13 protein-coding genes are annotated in these 18,228 nt (G+C 66.2%); 7 read left to right on the top strand and 6 right to left on the bottom strand.

Annotated elements, in window-relative coordinates; genetic code table 11:
- Positions 1-34: 34 nt before the first annotated feature.
- The 3 genes from clpB (at position 35) to IM738_RS10200 (ending at position 6,782) form a co-directional block, all read left to right on the top strand.
- A complete protein-coding gene (gene clpB / locus IM738_RS10210) occupies positions 35-2,650 on the top strand; it encodes an ATP-dependent chaperone ClpB (RefSeq protein WP_236965751.1) in 2,616 nt (871 codons plus the stop codon).
- Between the two features lie 203 nt (positions 2,651-2,853).
- On the top strand, positions 2,854-5,313 hold the full coding sequence (locus tag IM738_RS10205) for a DUF1631 family protein (protein ID WP_236965750.1): 2,460 nt from the start codon (positions 2,854-2,856) through the stop codon (positions 5,311-5,313).
- Between the two features lie 50 nt (positions 5,314-5,363).
- Positions 5,364-6,782: a coniferyl aldehyde dehydrogenase gene (locus tag IM738_RS10200; protein WP_236966289.1), complete on the top strand. Its 1,419-nt coding sequence runs from the start codon at positions 5,364-5,366 to the stop codon at positions 6,780-6,782.
- Between the two features lie 12 nt (positions 6,783-6,794).
- On the opposite strand, the gene IM738_RS10195 is transcribed toward IM738_RS10200, so the two are convergent.
- Complete coding sequence (locus tag IM738_RS10195) at positions 6,795-7,040, bottom strand: hypothetical protein (protein WP_236965749.1); 246 nt, start codon at positions 7,038-7,040, stop codon at positions 6,795-6,797.
- A 261-nt stretch (positions 7,041-7,301) separates the two neighbouring features.
- A complete protein-coding gene (locus tag IM738_RS10190; RefSeq protein ID WP_236965748.1) occupies positions 7,302-8,183 on the bottom strand; it encodes an AraC family transcriptional regulator in 882 nt (293 codons plus the stop codon).
- Positions 8,184-8,272: 89 nt separating this feature from the next.
- Between IM738_RS10190 and IM738_RS10185 the strand changes: the two genes are divergently transcribed.
- The 4 genes from IM738_RS10185 to IM738_RS10170 all read left to right on the top strand — a co-directional run bounded on the left by IM738_RS10185 (position 8,273) and on the right by IM738_RS10170 (position 12,694).
- Positions 8,273-9,490, top strand: coding sequence for an MFS transporter (locus tag IM738_RS10185; protein ID WP_236965747.1), 1,218 nt, complete (start codon positions 8,273-8,275; stop codon positions 9,488-9,490).
- Positions 9,491-9,516: 26 nt separating this feature from the next.
- Positions 9,517-11,211, top strand: a complete 1,695-nt coding sequence (locus IM738_RS10180; protein WP_236965746.1) for a thiamine pyrophosphate-binding protein — start codon at positions 9,517-9,519, stop codon at positions 11,209-11,211.
- Between the two features lie 130 nt (positions 11,212-11,341).
- On the top strand, positions 11,342-12,037 hold the full coding sequence (locus IM738_RS10175) for a helix-turn-helix transcriptional regulator (RefSeq protein WP_236965745.1): 696 nt from the start codon (positions 11,342-11,344) through the stop codon (positions 12,035-12,037).
- Positions 12,038-12,043: 6 nt separating this feature from the next.
- Positions 12,044-12,694, top strand: a complete 651-nt coding sequence (locus IM738_RS10170; protein WP_236965744.1) for a Crp/Fnr family transcriptional regulator — start codon at positions 12,044-12,046, stop codon at positions 12,692-12,694.
- A 3-nt stretch (positions 12,695-12,697) separates the two neighbouring features.
- Here the strand turns inward: IM738_RS10170 and IM738_RS10165 are convergent, their stop codons facing one another.
- The 4 genes from IM738_RS10165 to IM738_RS10150 form a co-directional block, all read right to left on the bottom strand.
- Positions 12,698-14,689, bottom strand: coding sequence for a hypothetical protein (locus IM738_RS10165; RefSeq protein WP_236965743.1), 1,992 nt, complete (start codon positions 14,687-14,689; stop codon positions 12,698-12,700).
- A complete protein-coding gene (locus tag IM738_RS10160; RefSeq protein ID WP_236965742.1) occupies positions 14,686-15,666 on the bottom strand; it encodes a phosphatase PAP2 family protein in 981 nt (326 codons plus the stop codon). Before IM738_RS10160 ends, IM738_RS10165 begins: the two co-directional genes overlap by 4 nt.
- Before the next feature lie 133 nt (positions 15,667-15,799).
- The gene (locus tag IM738_RS10155; RefSeq protein ID WP_236965741.1) at positions 15,800-17,524 is read right to left on the bottom strand and encodes an adenylate/guanylate cyclase domain-containing protein; all 1,725 of its coding nucleotides are present in this window, start codon (positions 17,522-17,524) and stop codon (positions 15,800-15,802) included.
- A 243-nt stretch (positions 17,525-17,767) separates the two neighbouring features.
- Entirely contained in the window at positions 17,768-18,226 is a 459-nt protein-coding gene (locus tag IM738_RS10150) for an SWIB/MDM2 domain-containing protein (RefSeq protein ID WP_236965740.1), read from the bottom strand.
- Between the last annotated feature and the right edge of the window lie 2 nt (positions 18,227-18,228).

Here is an 18,228-nt window from a genome sequence, read left to right as displayed (position 1 = left end):
GCACTCCAATCAACTTTTTGCGGAGTGCCTTTTCATGCGACTCGACAAACTCACCACCAAATTTCAAGAAGCCTTGGGCGAAGCCCAGACGCTCGCGCTGGGCGCCGACCACGCCTACATCGACCCGGCCCACGTGTTGCTGGCCATGCTGCGCCAGACCGACGGGCCGCAGTCGCTGCTGCAGCGCGCCGGCGTGAACGTGCAAGGCCTGGCCAAGGCGGCCGAGGCGGCTGTCAAGCGCCTGCCCGAGGTGCAGGGGCAGGATCAGGTGCAGGTCGGTCCCGATCTGGCCAAGATGCTGCAGGCGACCGAAAAGGAAGCTATCAAGCGCGGTGACGAGTTCATCGCCAGCGAGCTGTTCCTGCTGGCGGTGGCCGACCAGAAGGGTGAACTCGGCCGCATGGCCAACGAAAACGGCCTGACCCGCAAGAGCCTGGAAACCGCGATCACGGCCGTGCGCGGGGGCCAGAAGATGGACAGCCCCGAGGCCGAGGGACAGCGCGAGGCGCTGAAGAAATACACCATGGACCTGACCGAGCGCGCCCGCCTGGGCAAGCTGGACCCGGTGATCGGTCGCGACGATGAAATCAGACGTGCCATCCAGGTGCTGCAGCGCCGCACCAAGAACAACCCGGTGCTGATCGGCGAACCCGGCGTGGGCAAAACCGCCATTGTTGAAGGCCTGGCGCAGCGCATCGTGGCCGGCGAGGTGCCGGATTCGCTCAAGGGCAAGCGGGTGCTGAGCCTGGACATGGCCGCGCTGCTGGCGGGCGCCAAGTTCCGAGGCGAATTTGAAGAGCGCCTGAAAACCGTGCTGAACGAACTGGCCAAGGACGAAGGCCAGACCATCGTCTTCATCGACGAGTTGCACACCATGGTGGGCGCGGGCAAGGCCGAAGGCGCGATGGACGCGGGCAACATGCTCAAGCCGGCGCTCGCGCGCGGCGAGCTGCACTGCGTGGGCGCGACCACGCTGGACGAGTACCGCAAGTACATCGAGAAAGACGCCGCGCTGGAGCGCCGCTTCCAGAAAATCCTGGTCGGCGAGCCGACGGTGGAGGCGACCATCGCCATCCTGCGCGGCCTGAAGGAGCGCTACCAGGTGCACCACGGCGTGGACATCACCGACCCGGCCATCGTGGCCGCAGCCGAGCTGAGCCACCGCTACATCACCGACCGCTTCCTGCCCGACAAGGCGATCGACCTGATCGACGAGGCCGCGGCCAAGATCAAGATCGAACTCGACTCCAAGCCCGAGGTGATGGACAAGCTCGACCGCCGGCTGATCCAGCTGCAGATCGAGCGCGAAGCCGTCAAGAAAGAAAAAGACGAAGCCTCGCAGAAGCGGCTGACCCTGATCGAAGACGAGATCACGCGGCTGCAGAAAGAGATCGCCGATCTCGACGAGATCTGGAAGTCCGAAAAGGCCACAGCCCAGGGCAGCGCCCAGGTGCGTGAAGAGATCGACAAGCTGCGCCAGCAGATCGAAAGCCTGACCCGCAAGGGCGATCTCGCCAAGGTGGCCGAGCTGCAGTACGGCAAGCTGCCCGATCTGGAAAAGCAGCTCAAGGAAGCCCAGGAAAAAGAGTCCGGCAAGGCCAAGGGCGGTGCGGGTGTGGGCCCGCAGCTGCTGCGCACCCAGGTCGGCGCCGAAGAGATTGCCGAAGTGGTGGCACGCGCCACCGGCATCCCGGTGGCCAAGCTGATGCAGGGCGAGCGCGACAAGCTGCTGGTGATGGAAGACAAGCTGCACACCCGCGTGGTGGGGCAGGACGAGGCGATCAGTGCGGTGGCCAACGCCATCCGCCGCTCGCGTTCGGGCCTGTCGGACCCGAACCGCCCGACCGGTTCCTTCCTGTTCCTCGGCCCCACCGGCGTGGGCAAGACCGAGCTGTGCAAAGCCCTCGCGGGCTTCCTGTTCGACAGCGAGGAGCACCTGATCCGCATCGACATGAGCGAGTTCATGGAGAAACACTCCGTGGCCCGCCTGATCGGTGCACCCCCCGGTTACGTGGGATACGAGGAGGGCGGCTACCTGACAGAAGCCGTGCGACGCAAGCCCTACAGCGTGCTGCTGCTCGATGAGGTGGAGAAGGCCCACCCGGACGTGTTCAACGTGCTGCTGCAGGTGCTGGACGACGGCCGCCTGACCGACGGCCAGGGCCGCACCGTGGACTTCAAGAACACCGTGATCGTGATGACGAGCAACATCGGCTCGCACCTGATCCAGGCCATGGTGGGGCAGCCCTACGACGACATCAAGGAAGCCGTGTGGGGCGAGCTCAAGGACCACTTTCGGCCCGAGTTCCTGAACCGCATCGACGAGACCGTGGTGTTCCACGCGCTCGACGCACAGCACATCGCGTCCATCGCGGCGATCCAGCTGAAAGCGCTGCAGGCGCGACTGCAGAAGATGGACCTGCGTCTGGAAGTGGCGCCGGCGGCCCTGGAGGAGCTGGCCAAGGTCGGCTTCGACCCGGTGTTCGGTGCCCGACCCCTGAAGCGCGCGATCCAGCAGCGCATCGAGAACCCGCTCTCGAAGCTGCTGCTGGAAGGCAAGTACCCGCCGAAGTCGGTGATCCCGGTGGATGTGGACCCGGTTCGCAACCCCGGGGTGTTCGAGTTCAAGCCGGCGCTGGCCGCCGACTGAGGCCTCTGGTCCGGGCACGCCGTGGTCCGGACCAGAGCCCCTGCGGCGTCAGCGAGCGGCTTTGGTAGAGTGTGCGGTATTTCACTCTTCGATCCGGTGCAGGTCAGCCACGTTCAAGGGCTTGCTGCGGTTCGATTTGCACTGGACGCTGGCGGGAAGTAAGCTGCCAATTTGTCTGAATCTCCGCTCGAACAGACGCTCCGATGAAGCCGCAACATGTCACCCTGCTCGACAAATGCACCCTGGAGGCAGAGCGTTGCGCACCTGAGATCCTGAAGCGCTGCATTGACGCCGCCACGGCGTCTCTGCAAAGCTCTGAAAATGCGAGCGAAAGTGGTCAGCAGCGACAGCTGTTGACCCAGGCGGCCTGGAGCCTGGCTCAGAGCCGGGCGGTGCTGATCCGTACCTACCCTCGCCGATTGCGTGAGGCCTTCAAGGCGGGCGACGGCGAAGGCGGCATCACGCAGCTGGCCGGGTTGTCCGACTCGTCCATGTTGAGGCTCGTCGACGATCAGGCCGTGACCGAGTCTCTGGAAGCGGTCCGCCTCCTGCAGAACCTGCTGCCCCTGGTGGAGCAGTCCCTGCCGGTGCTGGATGCGCGCATGAGTTCGCTGATCGGGCTGGATTCGGTGCGGGTGGAGAAAAACCCGCTCAGGCCCTCGGTGTTCGTTCGCGAGCTGCGTGAGCTCATGGCCGAGATCGAATCCGACGTGGCGGTGCGATCGCTGTGGCTGAGTCACATCGCCCACCCGCTTGGCCGTGAACTCGGGCAGCTGTACGAGCAGGTCGCCCTGATGCTGCAGCGGGCCAACGTGCAGGAAGCCAGCTACCGCATCCGGCTCGTGGACGATCCCGAAGCCGGTCGGCAGGCATCGTCTTCCGGCTTCGCGCCTGTCGAAGCGCCTCACGCCGGTGGAGGCCGAAACGCTGATGGTGCGGAAGGTACCGGCGGGCACGGCCTGGACGCGGAGGGCGGCATGAAAGCCCTCGGCCGATCGCAGTCACGCATCGGAAGCTCAGTCTTTCAGGCCTTTCTGAGCGATCCCAAGGCCTCGTTTGGGGGCCCGCTGGATCAAGGTTTTTACGACCAGGTCGACCAGGAGCTGCGCCAGGTCAGTGCCTCTGCGGGGAGCTCCGTGCCGGACGACACGGTCATCCAGCGCGAACAGGCGCGGTACCGCAACCTGCCTGCGGTGGACCGACCGGCTCGCGATGTGTCCGTCGAGTCCCCGCTGCGCGCTGACCGGTGGGGCGAGTACGGCCAGGCGCATGTGCGCAAGCGTGTGTTCCTCGAGCTCAAGCAGCGGGCCAAGAATGTGTCCCAGGCCCTCGGGCTGGACCTGGTTCGCAAACTGGTCAATCAGGTGGCACACGACCCCCTGTTGCTGGCCCCGGTGCGTGAGGCGGTGGTGGGGCTGGAGCCGGCATTGTTGCGCCTGGCGCTGGCGCAGCCGCGGTATTTTGGCGAGCCTGACCACCCGGCGCGGAGCCTGGTGGAGCAGGTGGCGCAGCGCAGTTTCCGCTTCAACGACGAGTTCGCTGACGACTTTGCGGCGTTCGCGGAGCCGGTGCGAGAGGCCTTCAATCAGCTCAACGAGCTGCAGACCGACGATGAGCAGCCGTTCGCCGATGCGCTGGAGCGTCTGCGTGAACGCTGGCACGAGGGCGACGCGTCGGCCCAAGCCGCTCGTGATGCCCAGCTGCAAGCCCTGCAGTTTGCCCAGGCCCGCCAGGAGCTGGCCGACCAGGTGGCATGGGAAATCAGCCTGCGCCCCGATGTGTTCAACGTGCCCGAGGCCGTGCTGGACTTTCTGTACGTCACCTGGCCCCTGGTGATCGCCTCCGCTGAGCTGCGCGAACCCGAGGCCGGGCCCGACCCGAAAGGCTACCGCGCGGCAGTGGGCACCTTGTTGTGGAGCGTCCGGCCTGAAATCCTGCGGCAGCCCAAAGAGGTGTTTGATGCCCTGCCGGGGTTGCTGCGCACGCTGCACTCAGGGCTGGACATGCTGGGCAAACCGGCCGAAGAAACGCAGAGTTTCTTCGATGCCCTCATCCGGCTGCACAAACCGCTGCTCAACCTGCGGCGCGCGCGCGCCCGAAGCGACACCGTGCAATCCGGGCTGACGCCGCTCGACGCCCTGGAAGAGGACGCCACGCCGGTGAAGCGCGTCGTGGGCAAAGGCATGCGCCCGGAAGCTGCACAGCAGCCCTGGCTCGCGCCGCAGGAGTTGGCCCGTGCGGGCTTTGAAGACACCCTGCAAGACGCCCAAGATGAACGCTCGCTGGAGGAGCCAGCGGCACCCCTTGCCGACGCCATGGTCGAAGGGGCCACAGGAGAAGCGTCTCTCGAGGGCGCCGGGGTGCCCGCGGCCGGGCTGATCGCTCAGTTGAGCGTCGGCAGCCTGGTGGACCTGTACTCGCGCGGAGAGTGGATCCGGGCCGAACTGATCTGGGTCAGCCGCCGCGCCACCTTGTTCATGTTCACGAGCCACGGTGGACGGGCTCATTCCATGACCTTGCGCAGTTGCGAAAAGCTGGTGGACAAGCGCTGGATGCGCCTGGTCGAAACGCGTGCGGTGGTGGATGGGGCCATGAATGCCCTCCTGAAACAGGCCCCGAAGGCGAACCATGGGGGGCGTCACGCGGAAGCGGTGCTGAACTGATCAGAGGAGCGGTGTTTTGATCTGGCGCGGCATATGATGGAACGATGACCTTGTCTCCTCCAGACATTCCCTTGCGGGCCCTCTTTGACGCGCAGTTTCAGGCCAGCCGCGCCCAGATCGAGGTGCCCATCGGCCTGCGCCGCGACCGCCTCCACCGCATGCGGGCCTTGATCGACACGCACGGCCTGGCGCTGGCCGATGCCGTACAGGCCGACTTTGGTGTCCGCTCCACGCGGCTCACCGAAGTGGCCGACTTCTTCGTGCTGCGCGCCCTGCTCGGCGACCTGGAGAAACACCTCGCGTCGTGGATGAAAACCCGGCGCGTGCGCACCCCTGTCTATCTGCAGCCGGCCAGCGGCCACATCCAGCGCCAGCCGCTGGGGGTGGTCGGCGTCATCGGTCCATGGAACTATCCGCTGCAGCTCACGCTGGGCCCAGCCGCCACCGCGTTGGCGGCGGGCAACCGCGTGATGATCAAACCCAGCGAGCTCACCCCCCACACCTCGGCCTTGCTGGCCACGGTGCTGCACGAGGCCTATGCGGCCGACGAGCTGTGTGTGGTGCAGGGTGGGGCGGACGTGGCGCATGAGTTCGCGAGCCTGCCGTTCGACCACCTGTTCTTCACCGGCTCGACCGGCGTGGGCCGCAAGGTGGCCGCCGCCGCCGCCGCCAACCTCACGCCGACCACGCTGGAACTGGGTGGCAAGTCGCCCTGCATCATCGACGCCTCGTGCGACATCACCAGCGCCGCCCTCAAGATCGCGCACGGCAAACTGCTCAACGCCGGTCAGACCTGCATCGCGCCCGACTACGTGCTGCTGCCGCGCGGTCGCGAGGCCGAGTTCGAACAGGCCTTTGCCACGGCCGTGGCGCGGCTGTTTCCCACCCTGGCCGGCAACCCCGACTACGCCAGCATCGTCAGCGACCGGCACCACGCACGCCTTCAATCGTTGCTGGCTGAAGCGCAGGCGCAGGGTGCCCGCGTGGTGGACATCCAGACGGGCGCCTCCCCGTCAGCGGCCAGCAGCCGCCAGATGAACCCGGCCCTGGTGTTCAACGCCCAGCCCGGGCAGCGCCTGATGACCGAAGAGATATTCGGCCCCATCCTGCCCGTGCTGCCCTACGACCGCCTGGACGACGCCATTGCCTCGATCAACGCGGGGCCCCGCCCGCTGGCGCTGTACTGGTTTGGCAGCGACACCGCCGCGCGCGACCGCGTGTTGCAGCACACGGTGAGCGGCGGCGTCACGGTGAACGACACGCTGCTGCACATTGCCCACGAGAACCTGCCATTTGGCGGCGTGGGCGAAAGCGGCTGGGGCGCGTACCACGGTGAAACCGGTTTCCTGCGCTTCACGCAGCAGAAGCCGGTGCTGGTGCAGTCGCGCTTCGCGATGGGCAGCCTGTTCTACCCGCCTTACGGCCAGCGCTTCGACCAGGTGATGGGGTTGCTCAAGCGCTGGCTTTGAGTGGCCGCTGCGTCAGCTGTTGAGGGTCGGGTCCACGTCGCTGTACATCACGAGCGGAATCGGTTGCAGGTAGCCCTGCTGCTGCAGTCCGTGGGCCAGCTCGGACACATCGCCCCCCAGCAACATGGAGAGCTCCCTTTCGCTGCGCCGTCCGTTGGCCATCAACAGCAGGCTGTGGGCCTGCCGCCCGATCTGGCCAGGACGCGCGAGCGCATCCCAGGCTTTGGGTGTTTTGGCGAACCGTTCGATGCTGACCATGTGAATACCCCTGAGCGTGTGACAACTGGTTAGCAAGATACGGGCCGGTTGTGACGGGGCTGTGACGGTCCTTCTGCACCCGATGGGTGGGCACTGTGCGCCGCGAACAGGCACTTGCTCACGCTCGCGCCCACCCAGGCACCGACATGAAGCCCGCCCAGCTCGACAGCACCCATTTGCGCAACCCGTCTTGCCGCACCTCACGCACGTGCGGGACCTGATTCGCGAGCCTGTCAACCGATACCGCGGGTCTGGAGCTTGCTATCCGCCTTGTGGCCCGTCGGATCCAGCCGACGGTGTGCGCCCCGGACCGAAGCGCGTCGGCGGCTGGCCCAGCGCGGCCCTGAACATCGCGGTGAAGGCGCTGTCGCTCGCGTAGCCGCTGGCCGCGGCCACCTGGCTGACAGGCGTGCCACGCGCCAGCATCGGCAAGGCGTGGGCCAGCACCACCTGCTGACGCCAGCGCTGGAAGCCCATGCCCAGTTCGTCGCGGAACAGCCGGGCCAGGGTGCGCTCGCTCGCACCACTGTGCGCCGCCCAGGCGGCCAGCGTGGCATGTTGGGCGGGCGCGTTCATCACGGCCTCGCACAGCGCGCGCAGCCGGCGGTCTCCGTGTTGCGGGTCGGGCATGGGCACTCCCAGCGGCTGCGTGGGCGCGTGCGCCATTTCGGCCAGCACCAGCGTGGCCAGCGCCTGCTGCTGGGCGATTTGCTGGGCGTGGTGCGGCTGGTCCATGCCGCGCACCAGTTCGCGCAGCAGCGGCGAGACCACCAGCACCCGTGAAGCGCGCCAATCCACCCGCACCACTGACGCGTCGATGTAGAGGGTGTGCAGCTGCGAGGCTTCGAGCATGGTGACCGCGTGCCGCGCCCCCGGCGGAATCCAGACCGCACGCGACGGCGGCACGATGGTGGTGGTCTCAAAAGCGGGCGTGTTGGCGGTCGGGTTCCCTGGCGTGGACACCGTGACCTGCAGCAGGCCACTGGCGCAACAGGCGAGTTGCCCCCAGGGGTGATGGTGGGGCTCGAACTGGGTGTCGTGCCCCATGGCGCGCGCCCGGCAACGCACCGGCCGGGCGGGGGTGGGCTCGAAGGGGTCGGTGTCCCCGACCGGGACGGCCTGTATCGGGCGGCGTGCTTTCATGGGTGGGGCAGAGTGGTTTGGCGGAAATTCGACAGGACTTGTCTTTTTATCGCAAACAGCCTTCTCCCGCCCACCCTAACATGAGTCTCATGAACACCGCCACCCTCAGCACCGCCGTTCCCGTCAACCCCGTTCCGCTCCAGCAGGACGCCGCCGTCATCGGCCTGGTGGGTCTGGCGCACGGCACCTCGCATTTCTCGCACCTGCTGCTCGCGCCCTTGTTCCCGATCTTCATGCGCGACTTCGGATTGAGCTATTCCGATGTCGGTCTGCTGATGACGATCTTCTTCGTGATCTCGGGCTCGGGCCAGGCCATGGCGGGTTTCGTGGTGGACCGCATTGGCGCGCGCCCGGTGCTGTTTGCCGCCATCACCTGTTTCCTGCTTGCGTCGCTGGTCGCTTCCATGGTCACCGGATACATGGGCCTGGTGCTGGTGGCGGCGCTGGCCGGTCTGGGCAACGCGCCGTTCCACCCGGCCGACTTCACCATCCTGAACCAGCGCGTGTCGGCGCCGCGCCTGGGCCACGCCTTCAGCGCGCACGGACTCACCGGCAACCTCGGATGGGCGCTGGCACCGGCGTTTCTGGTCGGCATCACCGCGCTGACCGACTGGCGCACCGCCTACCACGCCGCCGCGCTGCTGTATGTGGGCGTGCTGGCGCTGCTGTTCTGGCAGCGCGACAAACTGCGCACCGAGGTGCATGTGCGCCATGCGGATGCGCCCCGGGGCTCGGATCTCGCGTTCATGAAGTTGCCCGTGGTGTGGTGGTGCTTCTCGTTCTTTTTGCTCTCCACCATGACGCTGGCCGTGGTGCAGAGCTTTGCGCCGTCGATCCTGAAGGCGGTGCATGGTGTCAGCGTTGAAGCAGCCACTTTCACCATCAGCGCCTACATGCTGTGTGGCGCCTTCGGCATGCTGGTGGGCGGCTTTGTGGCGGCGTACACCAAGCAAAGCGACCGCGTGGTGGCTGGCTCCATGTCGGTCGGCGCGGCGCTGCTGCTGGTTTGCGCGACCGGCTGGCTGGGCGCCACCGGCACGATGGTGGCACTCGCCGCCACCGGTTTCGCCGTGGGCGTGGGCGGCCCCAGCCGCGACATGATGATCAAGAAAGCCACGCCCAAGGGCGCCACCGGCCGTGTGTATGGCACGGTGTACTCGGGTCTGGACGTGGGCTTCGCCGTGTCGCCCATGATCTTCGGCGGCTTCATGGACCGTGGCTGGTATGCACTCACGCTGACCGGCGCCGCGGTGACGCTGTTCATCTCGGTGTATGCGGCCATCGGTGTCGGCCGCAGGACGGCTTGATTTCGCTCGCGCGGCACAATGCCGGCATGACACAAAAACTCGCCGGCCACCTGCTCGTTGAATGCCTGATCGCCCAAGGCGTCACCCACGCCTTCGGAGTGCCGGGTGAAAGTTACCTTGCCGTGCTCGACGGCTTTCATGCCCACGCCGACCGCATCCGTTTCGTGACCAACCGGCAGGAGGGTGGAGCGGCCTTCATGGCCGAAGCGCAGGGCAAGCTGACCGGCCGCCCCGGCATCTGTTTCGTGACCCGGGGGCCAGGCGCGACCAACGCCTCCATCGGCCTGCACACTGCCTTCCAGGACTCGACGCCCATGGTGCTGTTCGTGGGCGATGTGGCCAGCGACGCGCGCGACCGCGAAGCCTTCCAGGAGGTGGACTACCTGAGCTTCTTTGGCCCCACGACCAAGGGCCTGGCCAAGCGCGTGGAGCGCATTGACGATGCGCGACGCATTCCCGAATACGTGGCCCGCGCGTTCGCCACCGCCATGAACGGCCGACCGGGCCCGGTGGTGCTGGTGCTGCCCGAAGACATGCTCACGCAGACGGTGGACATCGAGCCGCTACCGCGCGTGGAGCCGGTTCAGGCCTGGAGCGACCCGGGTGCGTTGCGCACGCTGCGTGAACTGTTGCTGCAGGCCCAGCGCCCGCTGGTGATCGCTGGCGGTGGTGGCTGGACGCCACAGTCGGCCGCCGCCTTGCAGCGCTTCGCTGAAAACTGGCAGCTGCCCGTGGCCAACGCCTTCCGCTTCCAGGACTGTTTCGACAACCACCACCCGAACTACGCGGGCGACATCGGGCTCGGCATCAACCCGGCGCTGGCCGCGCGGGTGCGCGAGAGCGATCTGCTGATCGCCATCGGTCCACGCCTGGGCGAGGCCACCACCGGTGGCTACACGCTGATCGAAGCGCCTGTGCCAATACAGAAGCTGGTGCACATCCACGCCAGCGCCGAAGAGCTGAACCGTGTCTACCAGGCCACGCTGGCGATCAACGCCACCATGAACGCGGCAGCGCGCAGCCTGGAGGTGTTGACCGCGCCACCGGGCGTGGTCTGGGGCCAGTGGACACAGGCCTGCCACGCCGATTACGAGGCCAACGTGGACGTGGCCAACGGTGGCATCGTGCTGCCCGGCAGCATCGACATGCCGGCCATCATCCACACGCTGCAGCGCCACCTGCCGGCCGATGCCGTGCTCACCAACGGCGCGGGCAATTTCGCCAGCTGGCTGCACCGCTTCTACCGCTACACCGGTCTGCTCAAAGGCCACAAGACCCAGCTCGCACCCACCAATGGCGCCATGGGTTACGGTGTTCCGGCCGGCATTGGCGCGGCCATCCTCACCGGGCGCACCGCCTTCACCATCGCGGGCGACGGCGACTTCCTCATGAACGGTCAGGAGCTGGCCACCGCCACGCAACATGGCGCCAAGAGCATCGTGCTGCTGCTCAACAACGGCACCTACGGCACCATCCGCATGCACCAGGAGCGCGAGTACCCGGCCCACGTGAGCGGGTCGGACCTGTGCAACCCCGACTTCTGCGCGCTGGCCCGGGCCTACGGCTACGCGGCCGAGCGCATCACCCTCACCGCCGAGTTTGAACCCGCCTTGTTGCGTGCGCTGGCGGCGCCCACCGGCACGGTGATCGAGGTGACGCTCGATCCCGAGGTCATCACGACGCGTGGCACGCTGTCTGCGATCCGGAACAAATCCCGCTGACAGGGTTTGATCTGTTGGTTTTTGGCAACGTGATGTGTGAATACATCACAGGCCATCGGGCAATGGCACACGGGTTGTAACAGGCCCCTGTCCCTAAGCTTTCCTCATCCCAAACACAGAGGAAAGCACCATGCAAGCCACCACCCAACGCAGCGCCAGTGACCTCTTTTTTCACACGGAACCACCGACACGCAACGAAGGCTTGGGACAGGCCTTGTTGTTGCGCGTGCTCGACGAAGTGGATTACGGCTTGCTCGTGATCGACGCCCAGGGCCGCATCCGCCACGCGAACCACCTCGCCCGGCACGAGATGGCCACGGGCCGGCTCATCATGACCCATGCCCGCGCCTTGCTGGGGCGCAGCACCGATCTGACGGCCAAGATCCAGGTGGCCCTGGAGCAGGCCCTGCGGGGTCAGCGGCGGCTGGTGCTGCTCAAGCAAGGCGAACAGGAGCTGTCCATGGCCTTTGTTCCCTTGAGCCACCCGCTGGAGTTCGATGCACCGTCGGTGCTGGTGTTGCTCTCGCGCCAGAACGCGTGCGAGAACCTCGCGCTGCGCATGTACGCGCGTGCCCAGAACCTGAGCCCCAGCGAAGAGTCGGTGCTCATCGCCCTGTGCCGCGGCCTGTCCATACCCGACATCGCGCGCGAACACGGCGTGGCCGAATCGACCGTGCGCAGCCAGATCAAGGCGCTGCGCGAAAAGACAGGCTGCAGCAGCATTCGCAACATGATGCAGCGCGTGCACAGCCTGCCGCCCGTGGTGCCCGCCTTGCGCGTGATCTCACCGATGCTTCACAATGCCATGGATTTTGCACAACCATGAGCCTGGATGCCCGCCTCCCCGTTCCTTCCTGCCAATGACGCGCCATCACCTCACATCAAGGCACTGGCAGCACTGGGCGTGCAGCGGCGCTACCGCAGCGGAGCCCTGCTGATCCAGGAAGGCGAATCCGGCGACACGATCTACATCGTCCTGCAAGGCCGTCTGCGCGCTTTTCTCGGGGATGGAAATGGCAAGGAGCTGACCCTGGGCTTCTACGGTCCGTTGGAATATGTGGGTGAGATGTCACTCGATGGCGGCCCGCGATCGGCCAACGTCGAGGCGGTCGACGCAACGACTTGTTCCGTGATCTCCCGCGCCGTGCTGCTGAACTACATCGCACAGCATCCCGAGTTCGCGCTGGAGCTCATGGCCCGGTTGATCCGCAGGGCGCGGCTGGCGACCCAGAGCGCCGGCAACGTGGCCCTCATCGATGTCTATGGGCGCCTGGCGCGCCTGCTCAACCAGCTGGCCCAGGAACCCGAAGCGTCTGGCGAGCGCCGACTCGGTGAACGGATGACCCACCAGGAACTGGCGCAGCACCTGGCGTGTTCGCGCGAAATGGTCTCACGCCTGCTCAAAGACCTGGAAACGGGCGGCTACATTGCCGTGCGAGAGCGCTGGATCTGGCTGCTCAAGGCCTTGCCGGCGCGCTGGTGAGCGTCAGAAGCGCTTCCTGGCGATCTGGGGAGAGGCGCAACTGGTGCCATACATCCGAACGGCGCCACCGCTCCGGCTGCCGGCACCCAGCACCCCCCACAGTGCCGTGCTCTCGTCGCTGACGGCCAGCTGATCAGGGACCTTCTTGACGCCATACCGCTGGGGCAAACGGGTCGAGTCCGGATCGGGCAGCCTGGGGCTGTAGCGTGCTGCCGGGTCGAACGCACTGGAGGCGAAGCGGACGCCGCCGACCGAGTCCGTGCTTTGTCCGGTCCCGATGCTGTTGAACACGCCGCTGCGCCGGATCGGCGTCGGGTTGTCCGGGTGGTCGATGAAGCTGTCGATGTTCCCGCTGGTGTCGTAGCACAGGTCCAGCATGGAGGACTGGCGGGCGCCTGTGTAGGTGCCCTGTGCCACATCGTCCCGTTCCACGTAGGCATCCAGCACGACAGGGTTGAACCCGCCGTTGCGGACCTTCACCCGCCAGACGCCAGCCGGAGCCAGTCGGTCTTCGGGGTGGTGCGAGGCCGTCGGGCACAGAGCGAGCAGGGCGCAGGTGCCGTGCCGCCCCAGCGCGGTCTTTCTCGGAAACACCAGCGCCAGCTGCGGAGCCGCGGACGAAGGCCAGCAACCTGCATGGCCGACCGCCATCGGCCCGAGCACCAGCCCGCCTGGAAGAGTGACCTCGATGCTGATGTCCTGCAGCGCTTCTTCGGGCAGGTCGGGGTCGCCGAGCCACAACTCGAGAAAACTCTGGGTCCGGTCGTCGGGCTGGATGTGCCAATGCAGTTCGGCGGGCTCACCCCCCGGCAGCAGCGTCTGATTCACATGGGTGCGGTCCTGGTAGCCGTTACCAGCCGGGATGAAGACCTGTAGCCGCTCAGGCGTGCACAGGGCGATCAGATGATCGATGGCCGCTTCCAGCACCGAGGTGCCGTCGTGGGGGCCGGCCAGCGTGCCCCAGCTGATGTTGACGAAGAGTCTCGCGTCGTCGGTCACCCGGTTCAGGATGTACATCAGGGCGTCCAGCACACTGACGTTCATCGCTCCACCCGAGGTGTCGATGACGTTGGACCAGTCCAGCTGCACCGCGATCAAGGGTGCGCGGCTGGCCTCGTCGTCGGCCGGTGTCATGTCCGGGGTGTGCGCCGCACTGCTCATGCGGGCGGTGGCCAGCCATGGGCCGGCGGCCAGACTCGCCACCACCGTCCCGTGGTTGACCGGGTGCTTCAGGTCCCAGCACTGCAGGTATTCGTACAGGTCGTCCTCGTCGACCGAGCCGTTCAGCGTGAACCGGTCCATGGCGGCGCGGATGTCGGCGGCCGTCAGTTCATGGCCGTAGCCCATCACCGGCGGCGTCGGGCCGGCGCGTCGCGGGTCCAGGCGGCTGCGCAGGCGGCGGCCGAGGCCCGGTCCGTGCGGACCGTCGAATTCGTCCTGGCGCCAGAAGTGGCGCACCCGCGGCTGTCCGTCGGGTTTCAGAAAGGCGGTGTTGGCCATGGCCAGGCCGCCGTCGATGATGCCGATCACCTTGCCTCCGACGGGCTCCGGACATGGGGGCGCGGCGTCACCGGGCAAAGCTGGGTCTGTCAGTGGTCCCGTGTGCTCCTCCACGGGCAGGCCGAGCTCATAGCGCCGGACGATGCCAGCCAGGTCCGAGCGCTTGCGCATCTCCTTGAAAAAGCCCTTTCGCGCGCGTGCCGTGCAGAAGCGGAGACCGGGCAGCAGCAGGTAGGCCTTGGGCACCTGCAACCACTTCACATGAGAAGCTTGCAGCAGGTCCTGAATGCCGAAACCGGGGTGGAGTTCGATGACGATCGGCAGCCACTTCGGCTGGGCCGCCGGGCCTTCGCCCAGCCGATAGCCTTCAAACCGATCGGCTTCCGCCCAGGCGAGGTAGGGGTCGGCGCCCTCGATGCTGCCCGTCAAGGACCAGTCCGTGCCGGTGACCTCGCCTTTGGGCAGCGGCAGCCAGGGCTGGGCAACGCCGCTCATGACCACTCCTTCAGGGCCTCCTGCCACAGCCAGCCCAAGGTGTCGGCCTGGGGCAGGGGCATCGCGGGGCCGCCCACGCTGTAGGCGCCCGCATCCAAGGGGTCGCTGAGCTTGAAGTCCTTGGGGGCGCCATCCGCCTCGACAAACTTGTCGCTGTCGAAGCCACGCAGCCGGACGCTGCCGCTGGTGGCGCGGGCCACAAAGAACTCGCCGAGGCTGGTGCCCAGCAGGCGACCGACCGCGCTGTCCACCGGGTAGTGCAATCCGGCCACCGTGCGGTTGACCGCGATGCGCGCCGCCAGGCGCTGCAGCTGCGTGCGGCTGTTCTGACCGTCGTTCTTGCCAGGGCGGGCCTGGTCCATGATAGCTTCCAGCAGGGTGGCCACCGCAAACGCTTCGGTGGAATGGCCGCTGGGCCAGCTGCCGTGTCCCGGCGTGGGGATCATGGGCTGGATCTGCGGGGACAGCTCGACCGGCCGCAGGGTCGCAAAGATGTGCTTGAGCCGCATCTCGACATGCACGCACAGGCCCAGCGCGATCTCGATCAGCTGGAGCGTTTTCTTGTGGCGGTGGGCCGTCAGCCCCAGCACCGCCGACCAGTAGCCGACCGGGGCGGTCAGCTGGTCCAGCACCTCGGCGGCCCGGTCTCCGCGCAGATCCGCGTAGGCCGCGACCAGATCCAGCTGCTGCTTGAGAAGGTTCTTTGACGGGCCTTGCAGTTGCACCAGTGTCCGGTTCTTGATCGTGGTCGCGCCGAGGTTGGCGAACTTCAGATCCGCCTGTTTGGTGCTCGCCGATGCGGAGACGGAAAGTCCCTCGACCAGTTCCTCGAAGCAGGTGGTTATCCGCGGACCGTCGGCCCAGAGGCGCAGGTTCTGATCCTGGTTGAAGCCGGGGGTGGATGGGTGCAGCACGGCACCGCCGAACGGACCTGCGATCGCAGATCGACTGATGGTCAGGGCATCGGCAGAGAACAAGCTGGCCCCGGAGACTCCGGCACTGACACCTGCGCTCACGCCGGCACTCACACCTGCGCTGACTCCTGCACTCACTCCCGCACTCACACCGGCGCTGACTCCTGCACTCATGGCATCTCCTCGTTGGTTGGATTCAGGTTCTGGGAAGTCCCAGCGACTCAAGAACACGTGCAGTGCGCTGCCGCAGCGGACTGAGGCTTCCTGAAGACAGGTACTGTGACAACGTCAGGTCCGGTTGCTGTGATCGAAGCAGAGCAAACGTTTCTTTCGCTTCCGCAGTCTGTCCGGACTCGAACTGGGCGGTCAGCAGGATCCTCAGATTGGGCAGGTGATACCGGTTCTTGTTGAGCGAGGACCGGCTGTAGTGGATGGCCTGGTTCAAGTCGCTGGTGGAGAGGTGGCAGCTGGCCAGCATCATTTCAAAGTAATACTTCTGCGGATCAAGCGGCGACAGTCGCAGCGCGTTTTCAGCCTGTGTGACCGATTCCTGGGGGGTGCCCCACATGGTGGACCAGACGCTCCGGTAGAGCCAGGCCATCGGGTCGTTGGGATTCGCGTGCGTGGCCTCCAGCAAAAGATGGTTCGATCCATCGACGTCCTTGCCAAGATGGCACATGGCGTGCCCCTTGACCGCGAGCGCCATAGCACTGTCAGGCACCATGTCCAGCGCTCGATCAGCAATATCGATCGCGCGCTGGAACGAGTCCTGAGGGTCCAGTGCCATGCCCTGTACCACCTGCATGATGTGCCACTTGGCCAGCCACGTCCATGGAGCAACGGAGCGCTTGTGGCGGTCCACCAGAGTCTCCAGCAGTTGCTGACTGCGCTCCAGATCCCGGCGGGTGGAGCGGTGCATGAGATTGATGGCGCCCAGCATCAGGGCGCTGCTGTCCAGCCGGGGAAGGGCCTGGGTCAGGGTGCGCTGCACCTCCGAGTGCAACAGCTGGTCGGCGCAGGTGGACGCCAAGGCGTTGATCAGCTCGCTCTCCTGCTGAACCACGTCCATCACGTCGCCGGTGAGCCGGTCGGCCCAGACCACCTCGTTGCTTCGCGTGTCGCTCAACTCTGCGGTCACCAGCACGCGGTCCCCCATCGCGACGTAGCTGCCCGACAGCACGAAGTGGGCGTCGAGTTGCCGGCTGGCGGTCTGGTTCGCGTCTTCCCGTCCTCTGAGCACCGAAGTCGACAGCCGTGAAATCACGCGCAGGTGCTGGCTGCGCGAAAGCTGCACGATGACACCATCGGCCAGCAACTCGCCAATGACGAAGTGTTCGGCGACATTGCCCCGCGAGACGAAAGGCAGGACAGCGATGGTGGCCCTGAAGTCGTCGGGCCTGGCCGGGGCTGCGGGTTTGAGGAACACGCCGGTTCCGGAGGGCGGCGAGAGTGTCCAGGTTCGCACCGGTTCTGGCCAGTGCTTGAGATAACACTCGCCCATGTCCTCCATGTCGCCATCGACGCCATCGACCAGTGCGTCGTGCACGTTCGCGGTAATGACCGTTTCGCCCGGGCCCGCAAGACCGGCCACGCGGGCCGCCAGGTTGACCCCATGGCCAAACACGTCGTGGTCGTCGACATAGAGGTGTGTGGCGTTCAGACCGGCCCGCAGCCACAGCTTGCTGTCGTCGTCTCGCCTGCGGTTGTATTCGTCGAAGAACCGATGGAGCCTGAGGGTGGCTTTGGCCGCCGGGGCGACCTCGTCGAATTCGACCAGGATGCCGTCGCCCAGGCTCTTGACCAGGCGTCCGCCGTGGCGGGGCAGCACCTCGTCGCGGGCGTGCTGAAGGAAGCTGTGCCAGTGGAACACCACGGACGCCTCGTTCGATGCCATCAGCCTCACGGATTCCACCAGGTCCATCACCAGCACCACCTTGTTCTGCATCAGCGGCAGCGGCGGTACCTCTGGGGACGGTGCCGTATTGCCGTGGGAGAGCATGGTGCTGGGGGGCGGCTGGCTTGTCATACCTCGGATGGGGGAAGTGCTGATTCAGTTTCTCACAATTGCTGTTGCCTGGTGCAGCGGGAGATGGCCAAAAAAAAGAGCCGGGATTGCCGGCTCTTCGCTGAAAGAGCGCCGCAGGCGCCCGTTCGGATCAAGAGATCACTTCAGGTGTTCGTTGATCATCTTGGTCATTTCGAACATCGAAGCCTGGGCCTTCTTGAAGATTTCCTTCAGCTTGGCATCGGCGTTGATCATGCGACGGTTGACGGCGTCTTGCAGCTTGTTCTTCTTGATGTATTCCCAGACCTTCTTGGTCACTTCGGTGCGCGGCAGCGGCGAAGCACCGACGATGGCGGCCAGCGCGGCGCTGGGCGTCATGGCTTTCATGAAAGCGGCGTTGGGGGTGCGCTTCTTGGCAGGAGCGGCTTTCTTGGCTGGGGCTGCCTTCTTGGCGGGAGCGGCGGCTTTCTTGGCCGGTGCTGCCTTTTTGGCCGGAGCGGCTGCCTTCTTGGCCGGAGCGGCCTTCTTCACGGGAGCGGCGGCTTTTTTGGCCGGTGCTGCGGCGGCCTTCTTGGCCGGAGCCGCTTTTTTAGCGGGAGCTTTTTTTGCAGTTGCCATGA

This window comes from Hydrogenophaga sp. SL48, assembly GCF_021729865.1.
GTDB lineage: Bacteria > Pseudomonadota > Gammaproteobacteria > Burkholderiales > Burkholderiaceae_C > Hydrogenophaga.
Note: the sequence above shows the minus strand (reverse complement) of the source record. Positions and strands in the feature narration are given on the sequence as shown.